This window comes from Pseudomonas sp. S12(2018) (assembly GCF_024355235.1).
GTDB classification, from domain to species: domain Bacteria; phylum Pseudomonadota; class Gammaproteobacteria; order Pseudomonadales; family Pseudomonadaceae; genus Aquipseudomonas; species Aquipseudomonas palmensis.
Genome location: NZ_QLAD01000004.1, coordinates 131,249 through 155,250, shown reverse-complemented (window position 1 = coordinate 155,250; position 24,002 = coordinate 131,249). Strand labels below are relative to the sequence as shown.

Sequence of the window (24,002 nt, the reverse complement as noted above, 5' to 3'; positions counted from 1 at the left end):
CTTAGACTCAGGGGCTTGAACCCGGGGGACAACCGATGAACGAACCAGTACGCCTTACCCAGTACAGCCACGGCGCCGGCTGTGGCTGCAAGATTTCACCCAAGGTGCTCGAGGTGATCCTCGCCGGCAGCGGCGCGCAGAACCTCGACCCGCGCCTGTGGGTGGGCAACGCCTCGCGCGACGACGCGGCGGTGTATGCCATCGATGACGAGCGCGGCGTGGTCTCGACCACCGACTTCTTCATGCCCATCGTCGACGACCCCTTCGATTTCGGCCGTATCGCGGCCACCAACGCCATCAGCGACATCTACGCCATGGGCGGCGACCCGCTGATGGCCATCGCCATCCTGGGCTGGCCGGTCAACGTGCTGGCCCCGGAGATCGCCCGCGAGGTGATCCGCGGCGGGCGCGCGGTGTGCGATGCGGCCGGCATTCCCCTGGCCGGCGGGCATTCGATCGACGCCCCCGAGCCGATCTTCGGCCTGGCGGTCACCGGCATCGTCGACAAGCGCCACATCAAGCGCAACGACACCGCCACCGTCGGCTGCCAGCTGTACCTGACCAAGCCGCTGGGCATCGGCGTGCTCACCACGGCGGAGAAGAAGGGCCTGCTGCGCGCCGAAGACGTGGGCCTGGCGCGTGACCAGATGTGCACCCTCAACCGTATCGGCAGCCAGATCGCGCGCCTGGAGGGGGTCAAGGCCATGACCGACGTCACCGGCTTCGGCTTGCTCGGCCACCTGGTGGAAATGGCCGATGGCAGCGGTGTGACCGCGCGCCTGGAAGCGGCGCAGGTACCGCGCCTGGCCAGTGTCGAGCACTACATCGAGCAGGGTTGCGTACCCGGTGGCACGCTGCGCAACTTCGACAGCTATGGCGAGCGCATCGGCCCGTTGAGCGAGGCGCACAAGCTGCTGTTGTGCGACCCGCAGACCAGTGGCGGGCTGCTGGTGGCGGTGGCACCCGAAGGGCAGGCGGCGTTTCTCGAGCTGACGCAGGCACAGGGCCTGGCGCTGACGCCGATCGGCACGCTGGTGGCGCGCGGCACCCATGCGGTCGAGGTGTGTTGATGCACGACGACTGCACCGACTACCGTTCGATCTTTCTCGACGATGTGCCCCTGATGGATGTGCGCGCACCGGTCGAGTTCGACAAGGGCGCGTTCACCCACGCCAGCAATCTGCCGTTGATGAACGACGACGAGCGCCAGCAGGTGGGCACCTGCTACAAGCAGCATGGCCAGCAGGCGGCAATGGTGCTCGGGCACCAGCTGGTGTCCGGGGCGCTGCGCCAGGCCCGTATCCAGGCCTGGGCGCAGTTCGCCCGGGCCAACCCCGATGGCCTGCTGTACTGCTTTCGCGGTGGCCTGCGTTCGCAGATCACCCAGCAGTGGCTGCGCGATGAGGCCGGTATCCGCTACCGGCGCGTAGGCGGGGGCTACAAGGCCTTGCGCACGTTTCTGCTGGAGGTTGGCGACCAGGCCGTGGCGCAGTGCGATTTCGTGCTGCTGGGCGGCATGACCGGCACCGGCAAGACCGAGGCGCTGGCGCAGCTGGACAATGCGCTGGACCTGGAGCGGCACGCCAACCACCGTGGCTCCAGCTTCGGCCGGCATGCCACTGCGCAGCCGGCGCAGATCGGTTTTGAAAACACCCTGGCGGTGGACCTGCTGAAAAAGCGCAACGCCGGCATCGAGCAGTTCGTGCTCGAGGACGAGGGGCGCATGATCGGCAGCCGCGCGGTGCCGCTGGGCCTGTACCGGCGCATGCAGCAGGCGCCGCTGGTGTGGCTCGAAGACAGCCTGGAATGCCGCGTGCAACGAATCCTGCAGGACTATGTGATCGACCTGTGCGCCGAGTTCGTGCTGGCCCACGGGCCGGAGCAGGGCTTCGAACACTTTGCCGGGCGGCTGCGCGAGAGCCTGTCGGGCATTGTCCGGCGCCTGGGTGGCGAGCGTTACCAGCGCCTGGCGGCGGCGATGGACGCGGCGTTGCAGGTGCAGCGTGCGAGCGGCGCGGTGGAGCTGCACCGTGCGTGGATCGAGGGCCTGCTGAGCGAGTACTACGACCCGATGTACGCCTACCAGCGCGATGCCAAGGCGGCGCGCATCGAGTTCGCCGGCGATCGGGCCGCGGTGCTGGCCTACCTGCGCGAAAGGCGGCTGTAGGCACCTGTGCCGGTGCTGTGGGGGCGGTGCACGCCGGCCCTAGAGCACCAGCAGCGCAACCAGCCCGCTGAGCACCCCCACCAGCATCGTCAGCAGCGCAACCCACACCAGCACCCGCGTATCGAAGGAGGTGCGCAGCATCAGCAGTGACGGCAGGCTCACGCTGGGCAAGGTCATCAGCAATGCCACCGCCGGCGCGGTGCCCAGCCCCAGGGCCATCAGCGTCTGCACGATCGGGATTTCCGCCGCCGTCGGGATCACGAACAGCGTGCCGACCACCGCCAGCGGTACCAGCCACACCAGCCCTGAACCCATGCCGCCCTCGACATGCGGAAACAGCCATACCCGCGCCGCGCCCAGTACCAGCACGGCCAGCACATAGATCGGGATGGTGGTCCAGAACAGCTGCCACAGGGTTTTCATCCAGCGTGCCAGCAGGCTGCCGGGCACCGGGGTACTGGCCACATTGGCCGCGTCCACCGCGGGTTCGGGCAGTACGTCCGGGCGCGAGATGCGCTGGGCGAACAGCGAGACCCCCACCACCAGCACCACACCCGCCACCAGGCGCAGGGCACTGAACTCCCAGCCCAGCACGAAGCCCATGAACACCAGCGTGGCCGGGTTGAGCACCGGGTTGGCGATCCAGAACGCCAGCGCCGCGCCTACCGACACATTCTGCCGACGCAGCCCGGCAGCCACCGGTGCCGCGCAGCAACTGCACATCATGCCCGGCAGGGCGAACAGGCCGCCACGCAGGGTCGAGCCCAGCCCGGCCTTGCCGAACAGGCGCAGCAGCCAGTCGCGCGGTATCAGCACCTGAACCAGCGAGCCGAGGATCACCGCCAGCAGCGCCGCCTTCCAGATGGCCAGGAAGTACACCTGGGCATACGCCAGCGCTGCCGTCAGCGGTGCGTACTGGTGATCGTCCAGGATCGAGGCGCCGATGCTGTGGCTGTCGGCGGCAACAAACGACTTGGCGTAGTAGGGCGACCATTTCACGTAGTACAGGCCGATGGCGGCCACCAGCAGGAACGCCAGCGGTTTGCACCACTGCGTCCAGCCACGGGGGGCGGAAGTAGACAGGCCAGGCATGGTGCAACTCCAGGCAGGTGGGCGTTCAGGCAAGAATAGCCGCTGCGTCGGTGGCGCTCAGCGCGAATAGCCGGTCATTTCCAGGTAGCCACGCCCGGCCGTGCTGCCCTGTACCTTCACCGGGCCTTCCCAGTAGGGAAAGCGGGTGCCCATCCAGGCCTGCGGCACCAGGGCGTCGACCTCGATGTCCAGCTGCCGGTCGGGCACCTGCACCCGCCAGCGCGTGGGCACCTGCGGGCCGTCGACCAGTTGGGTGCGGGCCAGCGGCTCAAGCACGATCTGCGCACCGTTGAGCGCGGTGCTGCTGCCGTCGGTGGCAATCCAGGTGCCTGCCCGGTACGGTTGTGCATCGGCCTGACGGACCTGGAACAGCATCAGCCGCGTGCCGTTGTCCAGGTGCAGCGAAAACCAGTCCCAACCATGCTGGTCGGGGGCCAGCGGCTGGCTGCTCCATTCGCGGTCGAGCCAGGCGTTGCCGGTCACCTCGACGCGCCGGCCCTCGTGCTGTACTTCACCGCGCACTGTATAGAACGGCTGGCTGTAGTAATACGACGCCTGGCCCTGGCCGGACTTCTCGCTGTAGCCCTGATCGCCCTGCAGCACCAGGGGCTGCTGGCTGCTCAGTTGCAGGTCGTAGCTGAAGCCCTTGCCGCCTGCGCGCATCTGCAACTGCTCGATGCCTTGGCCGCCCACCGCCTGCAGCGACCAGTCGTCGATCCAGGCCTTGAACGGTTGCGCCTGCACGTCCGCCTGGCCGACACCGCCACGCGCCAGCGTTTCACTGAACTGATGGCCAAACGGCCCGCTCAACGCCGCGTGCCCCAGCCATACGGCGGGGCTGGCCCAGCCCGGCTGTTCGGCGCCGGGGCGCAGCGCCGAACGGAACAGCGTCCATTGCGCACCCCAGTCGCGGCCCTGTGCATCGCGCAGGTTGGCGGTCACGTACCACCATTCGATGCGATACCCCGCATGGGCGCCGTGGTCACGCGGGAACTGCAACGGTTGGCCGCGCACCACCGGGGCAAAGGCTGCGGCGTCCTGGCCCAGGCCGGCAAAACCGGCGGGTGGCGGTGGCGAGGGGTCGCAGGCGCCCAGCAGCAGGCACAGCAGCAGGACGCCCCAGTGTCTAGGTTCCATCGGCATAGTGCCTCAGCAGTTCGGCGGGCTGGCGGCGGGCCAGTTGCCACAGGGGGCCGGCGGCGGCGAGCAGGGCGGTGAACAGGCCCAGCAGCGCCAGTTGCAGTAGCTGGCCAGGGAACACCTGCAACGGCAGGCGCCAGCCGAACGCCTGCACGTTGACCACCGCCACCAGGCACCAGGCCAGCAGCAGGCCCATGGGAATTGCCAGCAGCACGGTCAGGCTGGCCAGCAGCAGCGTCTGCCCCAGCGACAGCCAGGCCAGGTGCTGGCGCCTGACGCCCAGTGCCCATAGCGGCGCCAACTGGCCGAGCCGGCTCTGGCCCAGGGTCAAAAGGCTGATCAACAGGGCCACGCCCGCCACGCCCAGGGTCAGGCTGTTAAGTGCGGCGGTGGCGGCGAAGGTGCGCTCGAACACCTCCACCGACCAGCGCCTTAGGGTGCGTTGGTCCACCAGCCGGGTGCCGCCCAGCGCATAGCGTTGCTGCAGCGCGGCCTTGAGCGTCGCCACCTGCTCGCCCGCCACGCGCAGGTTAAGGGTGTTGAGCGTGGCCTCGGGCCAGGTGCGCCGCAGCCAGTCGGCGTTCACCAGCACCTGCCCGCGAGGGTTGCCGTAGTCGGCGTATACGGCCACCACGTCAAGGGGTGCAGCGCCGGGCAAGCTCAGGCGATCGCCCAGGCCCAGCACCAGGCGCCGTGCCAACTGTTCGCTGAGCATCGCCCCGGCGCCGCTGGCCAACTGGCGCCACGCCTCGCTGCGCTGTTCGAGCAGCGGCCAGTGCTGCGCGTAGGCCGGGTGGTCGATCACCCCCTGCACCTGCACCGGGGCGCCGCCTACGCGCACTTCGGTGCGCCACTGCGTGAGCACGGCGCGCACCCCTGGCTGGGTGGGTAGCCAGGCCGCGATGGCCAGGCCCTGGGCGGTGTCATGCGGGGTCACGTAGAGCTCGGCCGACAGCCGTTGATCGAGCCAGCCCAGAAAGGTCTGGCGGAACCCGGACGTCATGCTGCCCACCCCGACGCTGGCGGCCAGCGCCAGCAGCAACGCCATCAGCGCCAGTGCCAGGGCCGGCAGTTGCTGGCGGCTGTCGGCCACGAACCACTGCGCCAGCGGCCGGTGGCACAGCCGCTGCAACAGCGCCAGGGCGCCATCGAGCAGCAGTGGCAGCATCAGCGCGGCGCCCAGCAGCAAGGCGGCCAGCAGGGTGAAGGCCGCCGGCAGGCTCGCCCCCCAGCGCCAGCACCCCAGGGCCACGGCCAGCAGCAGTAGCGCCAGCAGTGCCTGGCGTCGCAGCCAGCGCACCTGCGCCTGGCGCCAGGCCTGGGGCTGTGCCAGCGCCAGCAGCGGCAGGCGCGCGGCGCGCAGCAGGCTGCCGGCACCGGCCAGTGCTGCCCCGAGCAGGCTGATGGCCAGCCCGCTCAGCCACCAGTGCAGCGGCAGGCTCAGGTGCCCGGCCACCTGGGCGCCATACAGGCCGCGCAGGCTGGCGGCCACGTCACCCAGCAGCAGGCTGGCCAGCAGGTAACCGCAGGCCACCCCGGCCAGCCCGGCCAGCAGCGCGAACAGCCCCAGTTCGATGGCCAGGGCAGTCACCAGCGCACGCACACTCACGCCGCAGGCACGCAGGGTGCGCAACAGGCTGCGGCGCTGCTCCAGGGCCAGGCCGATGGCCGCATGCACGATGAACAGCCCCACCAGGAAGGCCAGCAGGCCCAGCGCAGTGAGGTTGAGGTGAAAGCTTTCGGTCAGCCGTTGCAGGTCGTCGGTGTCGCTGGCGGCCTGCACCACCAGTAGCTCGTTCAGGCCCTCGGGCAGCGCGGGCGGGGTGTAGCCGGCGGGTATCAGCAGTCGCGAGAGCTGTTGCGGTGCCTGCAGCAGGCGTTGGGCCTGGCCGATGTCGACCACCATCACCCCCGGGGCCAGCTGCGCCTGTACCTGCAACGGCGGCAGACGCTGGCCGTCGCCGCTCAGCGGCTCGGCACCGGGCGCCAGGCCAAGGCGCTGCAGGGTGTCGGGTGCGATCCATGCCTGGCCCGGTGGGCCGATGAAGGCGGCGGGGTCGATGCGTTGGGCGGCCTGGCCGGCGATGGCGCTGCCGGGTGGCAGGCTCAGCGGCTCGATGCCCAGCAGCTTCACGCTGACCGGTTCGGCGCCGGCAAAGCGCAGGCGGCCTTCGAGCACCGGCGACACCGGCCAGCCGGCCCGGCGCAGTTGAATGTAGGCGTGCTGGTCGAAGCGTTCGCCGTGGCGCGGGCTCACCTGCGCCTGCGCTGCGCCGGTCAGCAGCGCGTTGGCCCGCGCGTAGTCGGCGCGGGCCTGCTGGTTGAGCGCCTGGACCCCGGCCCACAGGGTGGTAGCCAGCCACAGCCCGGTGAGGATGCTGGCGCATTGCAGGGGGTGGCGCCGCCAGTGGCTGAGCAGCGCCTGCAGGCACAGGCCGATCATGCGCGTACCCGGCCCAGGTGCAGGGTCAGGCGCTGGTGCAGGCGGGTGGCCAGGTGGGCGCTGTGGGTGACCATCAGCAGGCTGCTGTTGCTTGCCCCGACCAGCTCCAGCAGCAGGTCGAGCACGTTTTCGCTGCTGGCTTCGTCGAGGCTGCCGGTGGGTTCGTCGGCCAGCACCAGCGCGGGGCGCGAGGCCAGTGCGCGGCCGATTGCCAGGCGTTGCTGCTGCCCGCCGGAGAGTTGCTCGGGGTAGCGTTGCAGTAGCGGCGCCAGGCCCAGGCGCTCGGCCAGGTGGGTGACCCAGGCCGGGTCATGGCGGCCGGCCAGGCGCGCCTGGAAGGCCAGGTTGGCGGCCACGTCCAGGCTGCTGATCAGGTTGTATTGCTGGAACACCAGGCCGATGCCTTGTCGGCGCCAGTGTGCGAGCCCGGCTTCGGTGCGGGTGTGTAGCGGTTGGCCGTCGAACAGAATGCGCCCGCTGTCGGGGCGTTCGAGGCCGGCTATCAGGTGCAGCAGCGTGCTCTTGCCGCTGCCGGACTCGCCCATCAGTGCCAGGCTGGTGGCGGCGGGCAGGTGCAGATCGACACCGCGCAGCACCGGCAGGGTGCATTGGGCGGTGGTGAAGGTCTTGTGCAGGTTTTCGACGATGAGCATGGGTGAAGGGTAGGCCAGGTTGGGGCAGGTGGGTACATCGGGTTGTGCCATGGCGATCCTGCGGGCCAGGGTGGTTTTAAAAATGCAGGAGCCGGCCTTGCCGGCTCCCACATTGGTTGCAACGCACCCTGGCCTGCAGGATCGCAGTTGTCAGCCCTGGTGGCTCGACACCCGATTGCCGCGTCGCCTCTACTTGCGCGCCTCCAGTATCAGGTTGAACGGCGTCTCGCACGCCCGGCGCATGTGGCTGAACCCCGCCTCTTCAAGCACACCCCGAATGCGCGCCTCACCCGCCTGCGCGCCTAGACCCAAACCCACCTCCTGCGACAGTGAATTGGGCGTGCACAGAAACGTCGATACCGCATAGAACAAACGCCCCACCGGGTTGAGGTTGTCGTCCAGCCGATCATTCGAAAACGGCTCCACCAGCAACAGCGTGCCCCCCGGCTTGAGTGCCTGCCAGGCATGCCGGGCCGCACCCACCGGGTCGCCCAGGTCATGCAGGCAGTCGAAGAAGCACACCAGGTCATAATCGCGGCCAGGGTAGTCCTTGGCGCTGGCCTGGGTGAAGCGCACCCGTTCGGTCAGGCCGCTGTCCCTGGCCCGTTGACCGGCAGTGGCCACCGAGGGCGCGTGGTAGTCGATGCCGTCGAAATGCGAAGCCGCAAAGGCCTCGGCCATGAGCAGCGTCGAGGTGCCAAGACCACACCCGATGTCTGCCACCCGGGCCCCGGCGTGCAACTTGTCCACCACACCCTCCAGTGCCGGCAGCCAGCTGCCGACCAGATGGTTGCGGTAGCCAGGCCGGAACAGGCGCTCGACGCCACCGAACATGCACGCATGATGGTCGCCCCATGCCAGGCCACCGTCGCCGCGCATCGCCGCCACCAGCTTGTCCTTGTCGAGCACCATCGAGGCGATGGCCTGGGTGCCGCCAGCAATGTAGGTGGCGGAGTCCTCATGGGCCAGGGCCTGGGCCTGCTGCTCGTCAAGGCTGAAATGTTCGTCGTTGTGCTGCATGTAGCCAGAGGCGGCATGGGCGTTGAGCCATTCGCGAAGCAGGCGGGCATTGCAGCCAGTGCGTGTGGCCAGGGTCTGGGCGGTCACCGGCTGGCCGTCGGCCATGGCCCGGTACAGGCCCAGTTCTTCGCCGAGCATGATGTTGGGCAACATCGCGGCAGCGCCGAGGTCGTTGATAAGGGTATGGATGAAAGGGGTCGATGCAGGTTTGCTCATTGCCACCACTCCATTAGTTGGCATCCTTGAACGCGCAGATAACGTCGCCTATCTGCAGCCATCTGTCCTTGATGGGCAGCCTTTGACTTTAGTTCAGGGGGGCAGCAGGTCAAGTGCGAAGCGTACGTCGCCAGCAGGGGCGGTCAGCCGCGCCGCCCGTAGTAGTTCAGCATCGGTTGCGTGCTCAGGCCATGCACCACGATGCTCAACGCCACCACCGACAACGTGATGTTCAGGCACTGCGCCGAAAGCGTGCCGCCCAGGCCGTGGCTCAGGGCGTAGAACAGGTAGAACAGGCTGCCGATGCCACGAATGCCGAACCAGCCGACCATCAGCCGCTGGCGCAGGTCGAGCAGGCTGCCCCAGGGCATCAGCAACACGCTCAACGGGCGCACCACGCAGAACAACGCCAGGCCAAAGCCCAGTGCGCGCCAGTCCCAGTGGCTGGCCAGCGCCACGCCGAGCACGGTCACCAGGAACACTTCCATCACCCGCTCCACCAGGCTGCCGAAGGCAAGCATGTCGCCCATCATCACCCCGGCCGCCACCTGGGTGTCTTCGAGGTTGTCCAGGTCGCCATGCACCGCATTCTCCGGCGCGGCTTCCAGGTGCCCGGCCACCGGTTGCGCCAGGTGCTCGGACGGGGTCTGCGATCCGCCGGTGAAGCTCACCTCGGCCTGGCGCAGCCCCAGCCCGGCGGCAAACACCGCCAGAAACCCATAGGCGTGCAGGGTGTCGGCCACCACATACGCCAGTGCAATCAGCGCCAGTGCCAGGTAGTCGTTGGGGGTGAGCGTGCTGTCGGCATGGCTGATGCGCAGGGTCAGGGTCAGGCGCCCCAGCAACTTGCCCATCCAGTAGCCCACCAGCAACCCCACCGGCATCGCCCACAGCAGGTCGCGCCACAACCAGGTGAACAGCGCCGAGCCGTCGACGGCCTGGCCCTGCACCAGCAGCAAGCCCAGCAGCACGAAGGGAAAGGCCACGCCGTCGTTGAGCCCGGCCTCGCCCGACAGGCCGAAGCGCAGCGGGTCGTGGTCCTGCGCATCGTTGACCTGCACCAGCGCTGCCAGCACCGGGTCGGTGGGCGCAAGGATGGCGCCGATCAGCAGGGCCGGCGCCCACGCCATGTCACCCAGGTAGTGCAGCACCACGCTGAAGCCACCGATGCTCAGCAGCATCACCGGGCCGGCCAGGCCGAATGCCACCCGCCAGACACGGCTGCGCAGCGGCAGGCGCAGCTTCAGGCCACTGATGAACAGCGAGAACAGCAACGCGACTTCGGTCAGGTGCTTGAGCCAGCCGGCGGCGTGGTCCAGGTCCAGGTGCAACAGGCCCAGCCCCAGCGGGCCGATGCCGATGCCCAGCAGCAGGCACACGGCGGAGGTAGTCACCGGCATCCAGCGCAGGTACGAGGAGGTCAGGGCCAGGATCAGCAACACGGCGCCGAACACGGCGATCCACAGGGTAAAACTCATCGAAGGCACCGTCGCATGGGGTCGGGCCAGCGCTGGCCCCTGAGCATTCGAGGGGCGCGGTGCGGCAGAGGTTCACTGCACGCAGCATCAGGGCGCCGGGCTGTCGACCTGCTGCAGGCTGAAGGTGCCGGTGAACGGGTTGCCCTGCAGCCTGTAGCACTGGCTGTGGTTCTTGCGCAGCCATGCAGTGCCCGCATCGACCGGGCCGCAGTTGGAGGCGGGCATGGCATCTACGATCAGGGCGTACTCCAGGCCCTCGTCAAGCTGCTGCAGGGCAAACCCCGCACAACAGACCAGGGCCGCGGCAAAGAAGGGTTCGAACGTCGGCACTTTCTGCGCCGGGGCCGGGGCGGCGCCGGGGCGTAGTCTGCCAGCCGCCCTGCGCAGCCACTGGGGCAACAGCAGGTAGACCCCCAGCAGCATCAGCGAGAACGGGATGGAATAGAGCGCCCCATATACCACCGCCGCGTTGTCCAGGTAGTCCACCTCGATGCCAAAGCGCGCATTGAGCATCCGTTGCGCAGACAGCTTGCACAGGTACACCACGACCACGCTGTACAGCAACGACCCTGGCCAGTAGCTGAGAAAGGCGAAGAGGCGCGACAGGTTCAGCAGCGCATAGATGCCGCCGGCCGCCAGCCCGCCGACCAGTATCAGGTTAGCGCCGAGGCTCGGCGGCAGGCGCGCGAAGCCCCACAGCCCGGCCAGCAGCAACAGCAGCTTGAGGGTGTCGCGTACCGGTTTGCTCACGGTCAGTGGCTACCTTCGTTCAAGGCGCCGAGGATCTGGTAGGCCAGCTTCACCCGCGCTTCGTTGGGGTAGTTCTTGTTGGCCAGGATCACGATGCCGATCCGCTGCGAGGGCACGAACGCCACGTAGCTGCCAAAGCCGTTGGTGGAGCCGGTCTTGTTGATCCACACCGCCTGCTGCGGGGCCAGCGGGGGTTGCAGCGGCGTGACGTCGAGGGTTTCAAGGGCCATGCGGCTGGCATTGCCGTCGAGCAGGGTCTGCAATGCGACCGGGTAGGGGTACTGCTCCCAGATCAGGTCCTGGGTCATGGGGCCCACCTGGTAATAGCCGGTATGGGTGGCGGCAATGGCCTGCTTGAGGGGCGTATCGAGTTTCTCCAGGCCCATGTTCGCCTCGACAAAGCGCAGCATGTCGTCACTGCTGGACTTCACCCCGTAGGCTTCGTCGGCCAGCACCGCAGGGCTCAGCCGGGCGGGGACGTTGTCGCGGGTATAGCCCTGGGCGTACATACGCTGCCAGTTGGCAGGTACCTGCAGATGGGTGTTGTTCAGGCCCAGCGCCGGAAACAGCAGGTCCTGCAGGGCGGACCGGTAGCTCATGTCCAGTTGGCGGGCGCTGATCACCCCGAGCAGGCCGATGCTCGGGTTGGCATAGGTACGCCGGGTGCCTGCCGGGTAGCTCGGGGTCCAGTGCTTGAAGTAGCGCATCAGTTGCCCGTTGTCGTGCACGCTGTCTGGCAACTGCAGCGGGAAGCCGCCGGCGGTGTGGGTCGCCAGGTTCAGCAGGCTGGTGTTTTCCAGGGCCCGGCCGCGCAGTTCGGGCAGGTAGCTGGCCGGGCTGTCGGTCAGCTTCAGCTTGCCGGTGGCCTGGGCATAGGCCGCCAGGGTGACGTTGAAGGTCTTGCTGATCGAGCCCAGTTCGAACAGGGTGTCGCGGTCGACGGCCTGGCCGCTGTCGCGCGAGGCCACACCGAAGTCGTAGTAGTGGTGCTGGCCATTGACTGTCAGGGCCACGGCCATGCCGGGTATCGCGTGCTCCTGCATCACGGCCTGGCTGGCGGCCTCTACCAGGTTGTCGAGGTTGTCAGGCACGGTGGCGGCCCAGGCGGCAGGGCTGGCCAGCAGCAGGCCGCTCAGCAGGTGATGCGGTTTGAACAGGTTCACGTAATGGGTTTCCGGTGGGTCTGGAGGAATTCGCCCGGTGACAGGCCGAACTGTTTGCCAAAGGCGGCGATAAAGGCCGACAGCGATTCGTAGCCGCAGGCCAGGGCCACGTCGGTGACGCGCTCGCCGCGGCTGAGTGCTGGCAGCGCACTGAGCAGGCGCATGCGCTGGCGCCAGGTGCGAAAGGTCATGCCGGTGTCACGCAGAAACAACCGGCTCAGGGTCTTTTCCGAAACACTGTACTTCAGGCTCCAGGCTGCCAGCCCGGTGCTGTCCTCGGGGTGTGCCTGCAGGCGCCGGCACAGTGCACGCAGGCGGGTGTCCTGGGGCAGCGGCAGAATCAGGTCTTCCTGCGGGGCGCTGGCCAGCTGGTCGAGCAGCACGGCGACCAGGCGCCCGTCTGCGCCCTCGGTGTCGTAGGCCACCGGCAGGCCGCTGAAGGTGCGGATCAGCTCGCGCAGCAAGGCATTCACGCCGATCACCCGGCACTGGGTGCCCGGCCACACGCTGTGCTCGATGTACAGGCTGCGGATGCAGGTGTCGTCGGCGCAGCTGACCTGATGGGGGGTATGCGCCGGGATCCACACCGCGCGCTGCGGCGGCACCACGTAGCGTCCGGCGCCGGTGTGCACATGCAGCACGCCCTGGGCCGCATACGACAGTTGCCCCCAGGCATGCTTGTGGCGAAAGCCCAGGGCGATGTTGGCCAGCGACTGCGCCTGCCCGTACAGCGGGCGCGGCAGTACCTTGAGCTCGCTCAGGGGCGGGATGCGCGGGGCGTGGGGTTGTCCTTTGGGCGACACTCTTGGGGTTCTGTCGTTAGTCGGAAAAGAAAAGAAACCTTACCGTCTGCGCCATCCCAATAACAAGACAGGACGTGACATGAAACACCTGCGGTTGCTGTTCGACAATTTCACCCTGGCCCTGCTCGGCGTGATTGCACTGGCCACCTTGCTGCCCTGCGAGGGCCAGGGCGCGGTGGTGTTTGGCTGGCTGACCAACCTGGCCATCGGGCTGCTGTTCTTTCTGCACGGCGCCAAGCTGTCGCGCGAGGCGGTGGCGGCCGGGGCAGGGCACTGGCGCCTGCACCTGCTGGTTTTTGGCTGCACCTTCGTGATGTTTCCGCTGCTGGGCATGCTGTTCAAGCCGCTGTTCCTGCCGCTGGTGGGCGACGAGCTGTACCTGGGCGTGCTGTACCTGTGCGCGTTGCCGGCCACCGTGCAGTCGGCGATTGCCTTCACCTCGCTGGCGCGGGGCAACATCCCGGCGGCGATCTGCAGCGCGGCGGCCTCCAGCCTGCTGGGCATCGTGCTGACGCCGCTGCTGGTGATGGTGCTGATGGGCGTGCAGGGCGATACCGGATCCAACCTCGATGCGGTGTTGAAGATCGTGCTGCAACTGCTGGTGCCGTTCGTGGCCGGGCAACTGGCGCGGCGCTGGATCGGCGCCTGGGTGGCTCGCAATGCACGCTGGCTGAAGACCGTCGACCAGGGCTCGATCCTGCTGGTGGTGTACACCGCGTTCAGCGACGCGGTGATCAGCGGGTTGTGGCAGTCGGTGCCGCTGGTGCGGCTGCTGGGGCTGGCGCTGGTGTGCTGCGTGTTGCTGGCGGTGGTGCTGTGGTGCACGCAGTTGCTGGGCAAGCGGCTGGGGTTCAACGTGGAAGACCGCATCACCATCCTGTTTGCCGGCTCCAAGAAAAGCATGGCCACCGGTGTGCCGATGGCCCAGGTGCTGTTTGCCGGGGGGGCGATTGGCGCGATGATTTTGCCGCTGATGCTGTTCCACCAGATCCAGCTGATGGTGTGTGCGGTGCTGGCGCAGCGCTATGCGGCGCGGGAGGAGGTGAGCGCCTGATTCAGGTGCTGTGGTGACCACTTCGCCGGCAAGGCAGGCTCTCGTAGGAGCCGGCCTTGCCGGCGAAGCGGCCTGAGCACTCACCGCAAGGCACGGCGCCTGCGCGAGTAGCACAACCACGCATAGACCCCCGCATTCACCACGAACACCAATGCCCCCAGCCACAGCTGGATGCCTGCCGTCAGCTTGGCCGGGTAGATCAGCGGTATCAGGTAATGCTCCACAAAGCTGTCGGGGTAGCCGGTGTCACCCGCCGCTGCACGCAGGCGGTTTTCCCATTCGGTCAGCGGGCAGGGCAGGTGCAGCACCTCCACCAGCACGCCCCAGGTCACGGCCGGCAGGTGCAGCCAGCACAGCCGCGGCCACCTGAGCACCAGCAACCCGCCCAGCATCACGAACACGATGAACGTCAGATGAAACAGTACCAGCCCGTCGGCGGCCAATCGAAAGAACATGGCGTGGTCTCAACCCTGGGCGAAGCTGCGCAGCGTTTCACCTTCCATGCGATAACGCACCCACTCGTCCTGCGGCTGCGCGCCGATGGACTTGTAGAACTGGATGGCCGGTTCGTTCCAGTCCAGCACGCTCCACTCCAGGCGCCCGCAGCCCTTGGCACAGGCCTCTTGCGCCAGGTGGCGCAGCAACGCCTTGCCCGCACCCGTGCCGCGGGCCTGGGGCGTGACGTACAGGTCTTCGAGGTAGATGCCCTGGGTGCCGAGCCAGGTCGAATAACTGAAGAAGTACACCGCAAAGCCGATGGCCTGGCCGTCACGCTCGCAGATCAGCGCCTGGGTGCTGCTGCCTTCGCCGAACAGCGTGCGCTCGATATCGGCGACCGTGGCGATCACCTCGTGGCGGGCACGCTCGTACTCGGCAAGCTCGGTGATGAAGGTGAGAATCTGGCTGGCGTCTTCGACGCGCGCGGGGCGGATATGTACGGGCATGGCAGGGCTTCTGTTCCGGAAATCGAGGAGGGTTATCCTAAGGCAATTGCCCCTCGAGGGCACGGGAAGCCTGGAGGGTGGTGAGGGCTCGCCAAGTGTAGTGCCACAATTGCCCCCAACTGTATCGCAGCGCTGCGCACCGACTTGGTTAGTGTCACTTCACAACAACACACCGCCGGACACCCGCCATGCTCACCTCGCTCAACCTGCTGATGGCCTTCGTGCTGTTCGCCTTCGTCTCCTCGATCACCCCCGGCCCCAACAACACCATGTTGCTGGCCTCCGGCGTGAACTTCGGTGTGCGTCGCACCATTCCCCACGCGCTGGGCATCAGTATCGGCTTCATGGTGCTGGTACTGGCGGTGGGCCTTGGCCTGGGCGAGGTGTTCAAGGCCTATCCGCTGGCCTACGGCGTGCTGCGCTACGTGGGCGCCAGCTACCTGCTGTACCTGGCCTGGAAGATCGCCAATTCAGGCCCGCTGACCAGCGCCGAACCCGGCACGCGCAAGCCCCTGGGTTTCTGGGGCGCGGCAGCCTTCCAGTGGGTCAACCCCAAGGCCTGGGTCATGGCCGTGGGCGCCATCACCACCTATGCACCCAGCCAGGGCTACCTGACCAACGTGATCGTGATCGCCGCGGTGTTCGCCGTGGTCAACCTGCCCAGCGTGTGCGTGTGGGTGATGTTCGGCAGCGCGCTGCGCACCGTGCTGCAGGACCCACGCTGGCTCAAGCTGTTCAATTGGCTGATGGCCGCACTGCTGGTGCTATCGCTGTATCCACTGCTGTTTGTAGAATCCGGTTTTGTGTAACCCCCACAGCGAGTCCCGATGGAACTGATCCCCTGGTCGCATGACTGCGCCGAACACTTCACCCTGCGCGGCTGGCGCTCACCTGCCAGCGGCAAGCCGCTGCTGCATTTCATCCACGGCACCGGGTTCTGCTGCCTGGCCTACCAGCCGTTGCTGGAGCGCCTGGCCGAGCATTTCGACCTGTGGCTGTGCGATGTGCAGGGCCATGGCGACAGCGATCATGGCGGCGCCTTCGTGGGCTGGAACCGCAGCGCCGCGCTGGCGATCGAGGCCTTCCAGGCAGGCCGTGGCGAATACGGGCAGGTGGCGTGCTTTGCCATGGGCCACAGTTTCGGCGGGGTGCTGACCGGCTTGATGCTGGCGCTGCAACCGGGCCTGTTTCAGCGGGCGGTATTGCTTGACCCTGTGGTGTTCAGCCGCTCGATGCTGGGGGTGATGAGCGTGGCCACGCTGTTCGGCATGCACCGTCGCCACGGCCTGGCACGCAAGGCCGCCACCCGGCGCAGCCACTGGCCCGACCGCGAGGCGGCCTACGCCGCGCTGCACGGGCGCGGCATTTTCAAGGGCTGGCACGACGAGGCGCTGCAGGCCTATGTGGACCACGCCATCGGCGACTGCGGCGAAGGGGTAGTGCTCAAGTGCCGGCCTGCGCGCGAAGTGGACGTGTTCAGTTCGTTCCCTCGCGGGCTGTGGGCTGCCCTGGCCCAGGTGCAGACACCCGCACGGGTGCTGCATGGCATCACCACCTATCCCTTCGTACCCGTGTCGCTGGCGCGCTGGGCGCGTCTGAACCCAAGGGTCGAGCTGCGCGAGGTGCCCGGCGGGCACTGCTTCATGCAGGAAGATCCGCAGGCCTGTGCGAACGAGGTGCAAACCTACCTGCTGGGCTGATGGCAGGTTGTCCATTTCGCGACGAATACTGGCCTGTACGCTAGCGAACGCCAACCGCTGACCCCCTTAGAGTGCTTCCTTGAACAACAACAGGGAGCACGAACATGAACCAGGCGGTCAGCCCCGAACCACCGGTTACCCAAGCCACCGAGCGCGTGCGCGTGATGACGCTGCGCCGCGCCCTGGGCGCAGCCGGCACGCTGGCGGTACTAGGGGTTGCCTTGTATGTGTGGCACAGCGGGCGCTTCAACGAACAGACCGACGATGCCTACGTGCGCGCCGACTGGGCGCCGATCAGTGCGCGGGTGGGCGGCTATGTGGCCCAGGTCAGCGTGGCCGACAATGCCGTGGTCAAGGCCGGCGACCTGCTGGTGCAGCTGGACGACCGCGACTATCGCCAGCAGGTGCGCCAGGCCCGTGCGGCGCTGGCCGCCAGTACGGCTTCGGTGCAGGCGCAGCAGGCCGTGCTGGTGACCCTGGCGGCGCAGCTGGAGGGGCAAGGGCAGGCGATTGCCCGTGCCGCCGCCGAGCGCGAGGCGGGCGGCGCCGAGGCGCGGCGCGCCGAACTCGACTGGCAGCGTTACCGCCAGTTGATCGGCATGAACGCGGTGAGTGCCCAGCGTGCCGAACGCGCCAGCACCACACGCACCCAGGCGCAGGCCACGCTCAAGGGCGCAGACGCCGGCTGGGCCATGCAGCGGGCCCGGCACCAGGTGCTGGCCAGCCAGCAGCGCGAGGCCCGGGCCGAACTGGTGCGCCGCGAGGCCGAGCTGGAACAGGCCGAGGCGGCCCTGGCCCTGGCCGAGAACGCCCTGGCCGACACCCAGGTACGGGCGCCCTTCGACGGCGTGGTGGGGCAGCGCAAGGTGCGTGTGCAGCAGTACGTCAGCCCCGGCCTGCCACTGCTGGCAGTGGTGCCGGTGGAGCAGGCCTACGTGGTGGCCAACTTCAAGGAAACCCAGCTCGAACACATGCGCCCGGGGCAGCGCGCGACCCTGGAGGTGGACACCTTCGGCCGGCACTGGCAGGGCACGGTCGACAGCGTCTCGCCCGGCTCGGGGGCGGTGTTCGCGCTGTTGCCGCCCGACAACGCCACCGGCAACTTCACCAAGATCGTGCAGCGCTTTGCCGTGCGTATTCACCTCGACCCGGTGGAACCCGGCACGCCGCGGCTGCTGCCGGGCATGTCGGTGATCGCCACCATCGATACGCGCACGGCGCAGGTGCGCGATGAGCACTGAAGACAAGGTATCGCTGCGCGCGTGGGTGGCGGTGATCGGTGGCTTGTTCGGCTGCTTCATGGCGGGCATGAACGTGCACGTCACCAGTGCCGCGCTGCCGGAAATCGAAGGCGCGCTGGGGGCGACGTTCGAGGAAGGCTCGTGGATCTCCACCGCCTACCTGGTGGCGGAAATCACCATGATTCCGCTCACCGCCTGGCTGGTGCAGGTGTTCTCCCTGCGCCGGGTGATGCTGGTGGGCTCGCTGGTGTTCCTGATCAGCTCGGTCAGTTGCGCGCTGGCGCCGAACCTGCAGGCGATGATCGCCATCCGCGTGATCCAGGGCGCTTCGGGGGCGGTGCTGATCCCGCTGTCGATGCAATTGATCATCACCGAGCTGCCGCCGAGCAAGATCGCCCTGGGCATGGCCTTGTTCAGCCTCTCCAACAGCGTGGCCCAGGCTGCCGGGCCGTCGATCGGCGGCTGGCTGACCGACGCCTATTCATGGCGCTGGATCTTCCTGCTGCAACTGCTGCCCGGGGTGGCGCTGCTGGCGGCGGTGGCGTGGTCGATCCCGGCGCAGGCCGGCGACCGCGCCCAGTTGCGCGGCGCCGACTGGCTGGGCATCGCGGCCATGGCGCTGGGGCTGGGCGCGCTGCAGATCGTGCTGGAGGAGGGCGGGCGCGAGGACTGGTTCGATTCGGCGTTCATCGTCACCTTCAGCGTGATTGCCGTGGTGGCGCTGGCGCTGTTCGTGCAGCGCCAGCTGTGGGGCGCGCGGCCCTTCATCAACCTGCGCCTGCTGGCCAGCTACAACTTCGGCGTGGCCAGCCTGGCCATGGCGGTGTTCGGGGCGGCGACCTTCGGGCTGGTGTTTCTGGTGCCCAACTACCTGTCCCAGGTGCAGGGCTACAACGCCCGCGAAATCGGCATCAGCCTGATCGCCTACGGCATGGTGCAGTTGCTGCTGGCGCCGCTGCTGCCGCGCCTGATGCGCTGGCTCAACGCCAAGGTGCTGGTGGCCAGCGGCTTCGCGATCATGGCGCTGGGCTGCTGGCTGGGGGCGCACCTGTCGGCGGACGCGGCAAAGAACGTGATCATCCCCTCCACGGTGGTGCGCGGGCTGGGCCAGCCGCTGATCATGGTGGCGCTGTCGGTGCTGGCGGTGAAAGGGCTGGACAAGGCCCAGGCCGGCTCGGCCTCGGCGCTGATCTCGATGCTGCGCAACCTGGGCGGTGCGGTGGGCACGGCGCTGCTGACGCAGCTGGTGTCGTTGCGCGAACGGTTTCACGGGCAGCGCATCAATGAGAGCCTGACGCTGTTCGATGCACCCGTGCAGCAGCGTCTGCCCGGCGGGGTGCTCGATGCACAGGCCCCGGCGCACCTGCAGGTGCTGGCGCAGCTGGACCAGACGGTGCATCAGCAGGCCTACCTGATGGCATATTCGGATGCGTTCTATGTGTCGTGCGTGGCGTTGGCGGTGTGTGCGCTGGCGTCGCTGCTGCTGCGCCAGCATGCACGCTGACTAGTCGGCGTCGGGCTGGCCGTAGGCCGGGGTCTTGCCGAAGTAGGCACTGGGCGAGACCCCCAGGGTGCGGCGGAACATGGCGCTGAAGGCGCTGGGGCTGTCATAGCCCAGGTCCAGCGCCACGTTCAGGATCGAGTGCCCGGCGGCCAGCGCGTCGAGGCTGGCCAGCAGGCGCAGGCGGCGCAGCCACTGGATGAAGCTCAGGCCGGTTTCGCGCTGGAAGGCGCGGGTCAGGGTGCGTGCGTTGAGGCCGCTGTGGGCGGCGGCGCGCTGCAGGCTCCAGGGGCTGGCCGGGTCGTCGCGCAGGGCCTGGCACAGCGCGGCCAGTTGCGGGTCGACCGGCAGCGGCACGTGCAGGGCCAGAATCGGCAGCACGCGGATCTCGTCCAGAATCAACTGCATCACCCGCTCGTCACGCCCCCCGGGCGGGTAGTCGGCGGGGATGAGCATGGCGCTGATGATCAGTTGGCGCAGCAGCGGCGGGATGTCCACCACGCGGCAGGTCAGCGGCAGGTCGGGGCGCGCGTCGGAGGCGACGAACAGGGTGCGCATGCGGACCTGGCCGGCCATCTTCAGGTCGTGTTCGACGGCGGCGGGCACCCATACGCCGCGCCCTGGCGGAACCACCCAGCAGCCCTGGCTGGAGTTGACCGTGATCACCCCGCTCAGGGCATGGATCAGCTGGGCGCGGTTGTGGCAGTGCGGGGCGATGCGCTCGCCGTGGGGGTAGTTTTCTGCCAGGGGGACAATCGGCTGCATGGCGGTGCGTTGGGATTGAGGGTGGGGGGGCAGTATGCCTGATGAACGGTGGGTGCAGGTTCAGCGAATGCTGTGCATTCGATCGCGGGGCAAGCCCGCTCCCACAGGTACAGCGCCTATTCAAAGAGTGCCGCAATCCCCGTGGGAGCGGGCTTGACCCGCGATCTGGCGCATAGCGCCAGCAAACCCTGGCACATCAATCGATCCCGCTCTGGGCAAACTCCTGGGCCAGAAAATCCAGCAGGTGCCGCACCGAAGGCAGCAGCCCGCGCCGTGAGGCAAACACCGCGTGCACCAGCCCGCATTGCGGTGCCCAGTGCGGGGTGGGCTGCACCAGCTCGCCACGGGCAAGCTCGTCGCGGATCACCACCAGTGGCAGGTGCACCACCCCCACGCCCGCCAGCGCCGCCTGGCGCAATACCACCAGGTCGTCGGTCACCAGCCGCGGCGTGTGCCGCAAGCTGGCCGTGGCGCCGTCCGGGCCATTGAGCTGCCATTGATAATCGCGCTGCGGGTTGCCCCAGTGCAGGCTCGGCAAGGCGGCCAGGTCGGCGGGCACGATGGGCCTGGGCAACGACGCCAGCAAGCCGGGCGCGGCCACCAGCAACTGCGTGCTGTTGGCCAGCACCTTCATCACCAGGTCGCTGCTCTCCAGCGGCGGCACCCGCACCCGCAGCGCAATGTCGATGCCTTCCTGGATCAGGTCCACATGGCGGTTGGTGCTCTCGATATGCAGCTGCACCAGCGGGCACTGCACCATGAAGCGCGACAGCATCGGCCCCACCCAGAAATCCAGCAGCGCCGTGGGGCAGCTCAGGCGCACGATGCCCTGGGGCTCGGCACGGTGGCGCTCGATCAGCTCGGCCGCACCCTCGGCCTCCACCAGCATGGCCACGCAATGGCGGTGGTAGGCCTGCCCGATGTCGGTTACCGAAAAATGCCGGGTGGAACGCTGGATCAGGCGCACCCCGAGGCGCTCCTCCAGCCCGGCCACCCGCCGGCTGAGTTTGGACTTGGGCATGTCCAGGGCACGGCCGGCGGCGGCAAAGCCACCGTGCTCGACCACCTGGGCGAAGTAGTACAGGTCGTTGAGGTCTTCCACCACTGTTCTCCAAATGGAACGCTGAGGGCACTTTACGCTATCTACCGCCCTCAGCGTTGCGCCCTTATCGTTGGCTTCATGCACGAGAGGAGGTAGCTCATGAAAAAGATCCAAGGCGTCTACAGCAGCCCGCACCCGCATTGGGTGGGTGACGGCTTCCCGGTACGCAGCCTGTTCACCTACGACAACCTGGCCCAGCACATCAGCCCGTTCCTGCTGCTCGACTACGCCGGGCCCCATGCCTTCACCCCCACCAGCGCCCGTCGCGGCGTCGGCCAGCACCCGCACCGCGGTTTCGAAACGGTGACCATCGTCTACCAGGGCGAACTGGAGCACCGCGACTCCACCGGTGCCGGCGGCCTGATCGGCCCGGGCGATGTGCAGTGGATGACGGCCGCAGGCGGCATCCTGCATGAAGAGTTCCATGCGCCGTCGTTCGCCCGCAGTGGCGGCACCCTGGAGATGGTGCAGTTGTGGGTCAACCTGCCGGCCCGGCACAAGTCTGCCCCTGCCGGCTACCAGACCCTGCTGGCCGCCGACATCCCCAGCGTGGCGCTGCACGGCGGTGCCGGCAGCCTGCGGGTGATCGCCGGTGACTACCACGGCCATCGCGGCCCGGCGCGCACCTTCACGCCGATGCAGGTGTGGGACATGCAGCTCAAGTCCGGCAAGCCCGTGCGGTTGCCTGCCCAGGCCGGTCACAGCAGCGCCCTGGTGGTGCTGCGCGGCCAGGTCACGGTCAATGGCGAGCGTTCGGTGGGCCCGGCACAACTGGTGCTGCTGGAGCGTGCCGGCGACGAAGTGCTGCTGCAGGCCGACAGCGAGGCGGCGGTGCTGTGGCTCAGCGGCGAGCCGCTGGATGAACCCATCGTCGGCTACGGCCCGTTCGTGATGAACAGCGATGCCGAGATCGAGGCGGCGTTCGCCGATTTTCGCGCCGGGCGCTTCGGCCAGATGACCAATGGCGGCGGCACTGTCACACGCGCCGACTAGGGTCTGTATGCAACTCACGTTTGTCCCAACTCCGGCGCCACGGCGCCGGACCACCCCTGCAAGGAGTATTACCATGAGTGTTCCCTACACCCGTCTGGACAAGAACAACGCCGCCGTGCTGCTGGTCGACCATCAGGCCGGGCTGCTCTCGCTGGTGCGTGACATCGAGCCGGACAAGTTCAAGAACAACGTGCTGGCGCTGGCCGACCTGGCCGAGTACTTCAAACTGCCCACCATCCTCACCACCAGCTTTGAAAGCGGCCCCAACGGCCCGCTGGTGCCCGAGCTCAAGGCGCAGTTCCCTGACGCGCCGTACATCGCGCGCCCCGGCCAGATCAACGCCTGGGACAACGAGGACTTCGTCAAGGCGGTCAAGGCCACCGGCAAGAAGCAGCTGATCATCGCCGGTGTGGTCACCGAGGTGTGCGTGGCGTTCCCGGCGCTGTCGGCGATTGCCGAAGGCTTCGAGGTGTTCGTGATCACCGACGCCTCCGGCACCTTCAACCCGATCACCCGCGACGCGGCCTGGGACCGCATGTCGTCGGCCGGTGCGCAACTGATGACCTGGTTCGGCGCAGCCTGCGAACTGCACCGCGACTGGCGCAACGATGTCGAGGGGTTGGGCGCGCTGTTCTCCAACCACATCCCCGACTACCGCAACCTGATCACCAGCTACAACACCCTCACCGGCGCCAACCAGTAGCCCGCCTCACTGCGCGTCGCCGCGCCTGCCCCCGGTTTCATCGGCGGGCAGGTCGGTGGCGCGGTCTTCGCCGATCTCCCGGTACTCCTTGAGCAACTGCTTGAGCTGGCTGTTGTCCAGCTGGTCGAGGTTCATCAGCGCGTTGTGCGCCGCCTTGGTCGAGCGCAGCAGTTCGTCGAGCTTGATGTGCAGCACGTCGTTGTCGCGGTTCTGGGTGTTCTGGATGACGAACACCATCAGGAAGGTGACGATGGTGGTCGAGGTGTTGATGATCAGCTGCCAGGTGTCGTTGTAGTCGAACCACGGCCCGGTGACGGCCCAGACCACGATCAGTACCAGTGCGATGAGGAAGGTGCGCGAGCGACCGGCCTGTTTGGCCAGGCCCTGGGCGAAGCGTTCGAATTTCATGGCAGACTCTTGTGTGGGGATCTACTGGGTAGACCCTGCGGCGTTGCCGAAATTCTTTGTAACATCAGGGGAAGAAGACATGGGGCAGGACCACGGGGCACCGACGCACCTGGTGCGGGTGATACCCACCGATTACGGCCAGTTCGTGCTGGAGCTGAACAATGGCGAGCACCGCTTGCTCAAGGGCCTGGTGCTGACCCGCGAGCTGGGCTGGAGCGAGCTTGCCAACCCACGCAAGGCGCGCCAGCGAACCTTCAGTGCCACCCAGCTCGGTTGGCCGGGTGGGCGTACGCTGGGGCTCGACTACCTGCTCGCGCAGGCACAGCCGATGAACGAGCGCGAGCTGGGCTGGCAGTCGGTGGACTTCTCCCAGTGCAACCGCGCGCCCACCCCGGAGCACGACACCCACCACGTGTACTACGTGAGCCTCAAGCCCTTCGACCCGCAGCCATTCGGCCTGGGCGAGTCGATTCACGGCGGCCATGGCGAGCGGGGCGGCATGCTTTCCTTCGACCTGGCCGGGCTTGTGGCGTGGCCCAACTGGCGCGAACACTTCGAGCTGGCCGGCTGTGGCTGGGCCATTGCCCTGGTCGACGCCAACACCACGGATGCGCAGGCATTGCTGGACGTACTGATAGACGCCTGGTGCCAGCGTGAGGCCTGAGC

General features: G+C 67.8%; 24 protein-coding genes. 10 read left to right on the top strand and 14 right to left on the bottom strand.

Going from position 1 to position 24,002, the window contains the following annotated elements; genetic code table 11:
* The first annotated feature begins 35 nt into the window (after positions 1-35).
* Together selD and mnmH are read left to right on the top strand one after the other, a co-directional pair.
* Positions 36-1,070, top strand: coding sequence for a selenide, water dikinase SelD (selD, locus tag DN388_RS11085; protein ID WP_043860242.1), 1,035 nt, complete (start codon positions 36-38; stop codon positions 1,068-1,070).
* Positions 1,070-2,167: a tRNA 2-selenouridine(34) synthase MnmH gene (mnmH, locus tag DN388_RS11080; protein WP_054914408.1), complete on the top strand. Its 1,098-nt coding sequence runs from the start codon at positions 1,070-1,072 to the stop codon at positions 2,165-2,167. The genes selD and mnmH overlap by 1 nt, the downstream gene beginning before the upstream one ends.
* 39 nt (positions 2,168-2,206) lie before the next feature.
* On the opposite strand, the gene DN388_RS11075 is transcribed toward mnmH, so the two are convergent.
* The 9 genes from DN388_RS11075 to DN388_RS11035 all read right to left on the bottom strand — a co-directional run bounded on the left by DN388_RS11075 (position 2,207) and on the right by DN388_RS11035 (position 12,925).
* Positions 2,207-3,259, bottom strand: a complete 1,053-nt coding sequence (locus DN388_RS11075; protein ID WP_054914409.1) for a permease — start codon at positions 3,257-3,259, stop codon at positions 2,207-2,209.
* A gap of 57 nt (positions 3,260-3,316) precedes the next feature.
* On the bottom strand, positions 3,317-4,396 hold the full coding sequence (locus DN388_RS11070) for a lipocalin-like domain-containing protein (protein WP_104572513.1): 1,080 nt from the start codon (positions 4,394-4,396) through the stop codon (positions 3,317-3,319).
* On the bottom strand, positions 4,386-6,842 hold the full coding sequence (locus DN388_RS11065; RefSeq protein WP_254999803.1) for an FtsX-like permease family protein: 2,457 nt from the start codon (positions 6,840-6,842) through the stop codon (positions 4,386-4,388). The genes DN388_RS11070 and DN388_RS11065 overlap by 11 nt, the downstream gene beginning before the upstream one ends.
* Positions 6,839-7,495, bottom strand: coding sequence for an ABC transporter ATP-binding protein (locus DN388_RS11060; RefSeq protein WP_255000123.1), 657 nt, complete (start codon positions 7,493-7,495; stop codon positions 6,839-6,841). The genes DN388_RS11065 and DN388_RS11060 overlap by 4 nt, the downstream gene beginning before the upstream one ends.
* Positions 7,496-7,684: 189 nt before the next feature.
* Positions 7,685-8,731, bottom strand: a complete 1,047-nt coding sequence (locus DN388_RS11055; RefSeq protein ID WP_043860237.1) for a class I SAM-dependent methyltransferase — start codon at positions 8,729-8,731, stop codon at positions 7,685-7,687.
* Between the two features lie 143 nt (positions 8,732-8,874).
* Positions 8,875-10,209, bottom strand: coding sequence for a sodium:proton antiporter (locus tag DN388_RS11050; RefSeq protein ID WP_043860236.1), 1,335 nt, complete (start codon positions 10,207-10,209; stop codon positions 8,875-8,877).
* Between the two features lie 87 nt (positions 10,210-10,296).
* On the bottom strand, positions 10,297-10,959 hold the full coding sequence (locus tag DN388_RS11045; RefSeq protein ID WP_043860235.1) for a hypothetical protein: 663 nt from the start codon (positions 10,957-10,959) through the stop codon (positions 10,297-10,299).
* A gap of 2 nt (positions 10,960-10,961) precedes the next feature.
* On the bottom strand, positions 10,962-12,116 hold the full coding sequence (gene ampC / locus DN388_RS11040) for a class C beta-lactamase (protein ID WP_063611988.1): 1,155 nt from the start codon (positions 12,114-12,116) through the stop codon (positions 10,962-10,964).
* Positions 12,117-12,118: 2 nt separating this feature from the next.
* Positions 12,119-12,925 (bottom strand): helix-turn-helix domain-containing protein, encoded by an 807-nt coding sequence (locus DN388_RS11035; protein ID WP_104572510.1) that lies wholly within the window; start codon positions 12,923-12,925, stop codon positions 12,119-12,121.
* Positions 12,926-13,004: 79 nt separating this feature from the next.
* Here DN388_RS11035 and DN388_RS11030 point away from each other — a divergent pair, with 79 nt between their 5' ends.
* Positions 13,005-13,979: a bile acid:sodium symporter family protein gene (locus tag DN388_RS11030; protein WP_043860233.1), complete on the top strand. Its 975-nt coding sequence runs from the start codon at positions 13,005-13,007 to the stop codon at positions 13,977-13,979.
* 80 nt (positions 13,980-14,059) lie between these two features.
* On the opposite strand, the gene DN388_RS11025 is transcribed toward DN388_RS11030, so the two are convergent.
* Complete coding sequence (locus tag DN388_RS11025; RefSeq protein ID WP_043860232.1) at positions 14,060-14,434, bottom strand: DUF2784 domain-containing protein; 375 nt, start codon at positions 14,432-14,434, stop codon at positions 14,060-14,062.
* 9 nt (positions 14,435-14,443) lie between these two features.
* Positions 14,444-14,923, bottom strand: a complete 480-nt coding sequence (locus tag DN388_RS11020) for a GNAT family N-acetyltransferase (RefSeq protein WP_043860231.1) — start codon at positions 14,921-14,923, stop codon at positions 14,444-14,446.
* Positions 14,924-15,111: 188 nt separating this feature from the next.
* Here DN388_RS11020 and DN388_RS11015 point away from each other — a divergent pair, with 188 nt between their 5' ends.
* From DN388_RS11015 to DN388_RS11000, 4 genes are all read left to right on the top strand, one after another.
* Complete coding sequence (locus tag DN388_RS11015; protein ID WP_088515103.1) at positions 15,112-15,732, top strand: LysE family translocator; 621 nt, start codon at positions 15,112-15,114, stop codon at positions 15,730-15,732.
* 18 nt (positions 15,733-15,750) lie between these two features.
* A complete protein-coding gene (locus DN388_RS11010) occupies positions 15,751-16,623 on the top strand; it encodes an alpha/beta fold hydrolase (RefSeq protein ID WP_058540269.1) in 873 nt (290 codons plus the stop codon).
* Between the two features lie 164 nt (positions 16,624-16,787).
* Complete coding sequence (locus tag DN388_RS11005) at positions 16,788-17,864, top strand: HlyD family secretion protein (RefSeq protein ID WP_229590267.1); 1,077 nt, start codon at positions 16,788-16,790, stop codon at positions 17,862-17,864.
* The gene (locus tag DN388_RS11000) at positions 17,854-19,368 is read left to right on the top strand and encodes an MDR family MFS transporter (protein WP_043860227.1); all 1,515 of its coding nucleotides are present in this window, start codon (positions 17,854-17,856) and stop codon (positions 19,366-19,368) included. The genes DN388_RS11005 and DN388_RS11000 overlap by 11 nt, the downstream gene beginning before the upstream one ends.
* Here DN388_RS11000 and DN388_RS10995 read toward each other — a convergent pair whose 3' ends face one another.
* Positions 19,369-20,130, bottom strand: a complete 762-nt coding sequence (locus tag DN388_RS10995) for a helix-turn-helix transcriptional regulator (RefSeq protein WP_043860226.1) — start codon at positions 20,128-20,130, stop codon at positions 19,369-19,371. It abuts the gene before it with no gap.
* 196 nt (positions 20,131-20,326) lie between these two features.
* Positions 20,327-21,235 carry a LysR family transcriptional regulator gene (locus tag DN388_RS10990; protein ID WP_173925050.1) on the bottom strand — a complete coding sequence of 303 codons (909 nt, stop codon included), beginning with the start codon at positions 21,233-21,235 and terminating at the stop codon, positions 20,327-20,329.
* Between the two features lie 96 nt (positions 21,236-21,331).
* On the opposite strand from DN388_RS10990, the gene DN388_RS10985 reads away from it, so the two are divergent.
* Positions 21,332-22,225, top strand: a complete 894-nt coding sequence (locus DN388_RS10985; protein WP_254999792.1) for a pirin family protein — start codon at positions 21,332-21,334, stop codon at positions 22,223-22,225.
* Positions 22,226-22,298: 73 nt separating this feature from the next.
* Entirely contained in the window at positions 22,299-22,928 is a 630-nt protein-coding gene (gene ycaC, locus DN388_RS10980) for an isochorismate family cysteine hydrolase YcaC (RefSeq protein ID WP_043860055.1), read from the top strand.
* A gap of 6 nt (positions 22,929-22,934) precedes the next feature.
* On the opposite strand, the gene DN388_RS10975 is transcribed toward ycaC, so the two are convergent.
* On the bottom strand, positions 22,935-23,336 hold the full coding sequence (locus DN388_RS10975) for a low affinity iron permease family protein (protein ID WP_043860056.1): 402 nt from the start codon (positions 23,334-23,336) through the stop codon (positions 22,935-22,937).
* 79 nt (positions 23,337-23,415) lie between these two features.
* Here DN388_RS10975 and DN388_RS10970 point away from each other — a divergent pair, with 79 nt between their 5' ends.
* The gene (locus tag DN388_RS10970) at positions 23,416-24,000 is read left to right on the top strand and encodes a hypothetical protein (protein WP_254999788.1); all 585 of its coding nucleotides are present in this window, start codon (positions 23,416-23,418) and stop codon (positions 23,998-24,000) included.
* Positions 24,001-24,002: the final 2 nt, after the last annotated feature.